This is a genomic window from Streptomyces sp. NPDC058000 (assembly GCF_042886435.1).
In the GTDB taxonomy this organism is placed as follows: domain Bacteria; phylum Actinomycetota; class Actinomycetes; order Streptomycetales; family Streptomycetaceae; genus Streptomyces.
Genome location: NZ_JBHVQS010000128.1, coordinates 1 through 3,973, shown reverse-complemented (window position 1 = coordinate 3,973; position 3,973 = coordinate 1). Strand labels below are relative to the sequence as shown.

Annotated in this window: 2 rRNA genes; both read right to left on the bottom strand. The window is 56.9% G+C overall.

The features are described 5' to 3' along the window. Positions 1-21 precede the first annotated feature (21 nt). Positions 22-3,143, bottom strand: a 23S ribosomal RNA gene (locus ACFVT2_RS43235). 301 nt (positions 3,144-3,444) lie between these two features. After that, a 16S ribosomal RNA gene (locus ACFVT2_RS43230) occupies positions 3,445-3,973 on the bottom strand; the annotation flags it as partial.

Below are 3,973 nucleotides of genomic sequence, written 5' to 3'. Positions count from 1 at the left end.
ACACAGTGGACGCGAGCAACTGAGGACAAGCCCTCGGCCTATTAGTACCAGTCAACTCCACACCTTACGGCGCTTCCATATCTGGCCTATCAACCCAGTCATCTACTGGGAGCCTTACCCCATCAAGTGGGAGGGAGCCCTCATCTCGAAGCAGGCTTCCCGCTTAGATGCTTTCAGCGGTTATCCTTTCCGAACGTAGCCAACCAGCCATGCCCTTGGCAGAACAACTGGCACACCAGAGGTTCGTCCGTCCCGGTCCTCTCGTACTAGGGACAGCCCTTCTCAAGACTCCTACGCGCGCAGCGGATAGGGACCGAACTGTCTCACGACGTTCTAAACCCAGCTCGCGTACCGCTTTAATGGGCGAACAGCCCAACCCTTGGGACCGACTCCAGCCCCAGGATGCGACGAGCCGACATCGAGGTGCCAAACCATCCCGTCGATATGGACTCTTGGGGAAGATCAGCCTGTTATCCCCGGGGTACCTTTTATCCGTTGAGCGACGGCGCTTCCACAAGCCACCGCCGGATCACTAGTCCCTACTTTCGTACCTGCTCGACCCGTCAGTCTCACAGTCAAGCTCCCTTGTGCACTTACACTCAACACCTGATTACCAACCAGGCTGAGGGAACCTTTGGGCGCCTCCGTTACTCTTTAGGAGGCAACCGCCCCAGTTAAACTACCCACCAGACACTGTCCCTGATCCGGATCACGGACCCAGGTTAGACATCCAGCACGACCAGAGTGGTATTTCAACAACGACTCCACACCAACTGGCGTTGGCGCTTCAAAGTCTCCCACCTATCCTACACAAGCCGAACCGAACACCAATATCAAGCTATAGTAAAGGTCCCGGGGTCTTTCCGTCCTGCTGCGCGAAACGAGCATCTTTACTCGTAATGCAATTTCACCGGGCCTATGGTTGAGACAGTCGAGAAGTCGTTACGCCATTCGTGCAGGTCGGAACTTACCCGACAAGGAATTTCGCTACCTTAGGATGGTTATAGTTACCACCGCCGTTTACTGGCGCTTAAGTTCTCAGCTTCGCCAACCCGAAGATTGACTAACCGGTCCCCTTAACGTTCCAGCACCGGGCAGGCGTCAGTCCGTATACATCGCCTTACGGCTTCGCACGGACCTGTGTTTTTAGTAAACAGTCGCTTCTCGCTGGTCTCTGCGGCCACCCCCAGCTCAGACAGTAAATGCCATCACCGGAAATGGCCCCCCTTCTCCCGAAGTTACGGGGGCATTTTGCCGAGTTCCTTAACCATAGTTCACCCGAACGCCTCGGTATTCTCTACCTGACCACCTGAGTCGGTTTAGGGTACGGGCCGCCATGAAGCTCGCTAGAGGCTTTTCTCGACAGCATAGGATCATCCACTTCACCACAATCGGCTCGGCATCAGGTCTCAGCCTTAACGTGTGACGGATTTACCTACCACACGGCCTACACCCTTACCCCGGGACAACCACCGCCCGGGCTGGACTACCTTCCTGCGTCACCCCATCGCTTACCTACTACAAGTCTGGTCCGTCGGCTCCACCACTCCCCTTCACCCGAAGGATCCAGGACGGCTTCACGGACTTAGCATCGCCTGATTCAGTATTGGGCGCTCCAAAGCGGGTACCGGAATATCAACCGGTTGTCCATCGACTACGCCTGTCGGCCTCGCCTTAGGTCCCGACTTACCCTGGGCAGATCAGCTTGACCCAGGAACCCTTAGTCAATCGGCGCAAGAGTTTCCCACTCTTGTATCGCTACTCATGCCTGCATTCTCACTCGTGAACCGTCCACAACTCGTTTCCACGGCTGCTTCACCCGGCACACGACGCTCCCCTACCCATCACAACAGGCGTTAGCCCTCATGCTGCAATGACACGACTTCGGCGGTGTACTTGAGCCCCGCTACATTGTCGGCGCGGAATCACTTGACCAGTGAGCTATTACGCACTCTTTCAAGGGTGGCTGCTTCTAAGCCAACCTCCTGGTTGTCTCTGCGACTCCACATCCTTTCCCACTTAGCACACGCTTAGGGGCCTTAGTCGATGCTCTGGGCTGTTTCCCTCTCGACCATGGAGCTTATCCCCCACAGTCTCACTGCCGCGCTCTCACTTACCGGCATTCGGAGTTTGGCTAAGGTCAGTAACCCGGTAGGGCCCATCGCCTATCCAGTGCTCTACCTCCGGCAAGAAACACACGACGCTGCACCTAAATGCATTTCGGGGAGAACCAGCTATCACGGAGTTTGATTGGCCTTTCACCCCTAACCACAGGTCATCCCCCAGGTTTTCAACCCTGGTGGGTTCGGTCCTCCACGAAGTCTTACCTCCGCTTCAACCTGCCCATGGCTAGATCACTCCGCTTCGGGTCTTGAGCATGCTACTCCACGCCCTATTCGGACTCGCTTTCGCTACGGCTTCCCCACACGGGTTAACCTCGCAACATACCGCAAACTCGCAGGCTCATTCTTCAAAAGGCACGCAGTCACGACGCACCAAGCAAGCTTGATGCGCGACGCTCCCACGGCTTGTAGGCACACGGTTTCAGGTACTATTTCACTCCGCTCCCGCGGTACTTTTCACCATTCCCTCACGGTACTATCCGCTATCGGTCACCAGGGAATATTTAGGCTTAACGGGTGGTCCCGCCAGATTCACACGGGATTTCTCGGGCCCCGTGCTACTTGGGTGGTTCTTAAGCAAGCCGCTAATGTTTCAGCTACGGGGGTCTTACCCTCTACGCCGGACCTTTCGCATGTCCTTCGCCTACATCAACGGTTTCTGACTCGCCGACCGGCCGGCAGACCGATCAAAAGAACTCCCACAACCCCAACCACGCAACCCCTGCCGGGTATCACACGTGACTGGTTTGGCCTCATCCAGTTTCGCTCGCCACTACTCCCGGAATCACGGTTGTTTTCTCTTCCTGCGGGTACTGAGATGTTTCACTTCCCCGCGTTCCCTCCACACTGCCTATGTGTTCAGCAGCGGGTGACAGCCCATGACGACTGCCGGGTTTCCCCATTCGGACACCCCCGGATCAAAGCTCGGTTGACAGCTCCCCGGGGCCTATCGTGGCCTCCCACGTCCTTCATCGGTTCCTGGTGCCAAGGCATCCACCGTGCGCCCTTAAAAACTTGGCCACAGATGCTCGCGTCCACTGTGCAGTTCTCAAACAACGACCAGCCACCCGTCACACACCCACAAGGGATGCTTCACCGGGGCCGGCATCGCGAAGGTTCAGACCGTAGTCCGCACCCTCAGACACCCAACAGCGCGCCCAACACGACCAGCCGAGACTTACGTTCCACGCCGAAGCAGTACTAGCAAACCCAACCCATCGTGCCGAATAGTCAACGTTCCACCCATGAGCAACCAGCATCAGACACTCGCCGATGTACTGGCCTCTGACCAAGCCGAAGCCCGGTAAGAAGTGCTCCTTAGAAAGGAGGTGATCCAGCCGCACCTTCCGGTACGGCTACCTTGTTACGACTTCGTCCCAATCGCCAGTCCCACCTTCGACGATTCCCTCCCACAAGGGGTTGGGCCACCGGCTTCGGGTGTTACCGACTTTCGTGACGTGACGGGCGGTGTGTACAAGGCCCGGGAACGTATTCACCGCAGCAATGCTGATCTGCGATTACTAGCAACTCCGACTTCATGGGGTCGAGTTGCAGACCCCAATCCGAACTGAGACCGGCTTTTTGAGATTCGCTCCACCTCGCGGTATCGCAGCTCATTGTACCGGCCATTGTAGCACGTGTGCAGCCCAAGACATAAGGGGCATGATGACTTGACGTCGTCCCCACCTTCCTCCGAGTTGACCCCGGCAGTCTCCTGTGAGTCCCCATCACCCCGAAAGGCATGCTGGCAACACAGAACAAGGGTTGCGCTCGTTGCGGGACTTAACCCAACATCTCACGACACGAGCTGACGACAGCCATGCACCACCTGTACACCGACCACAAGGGGG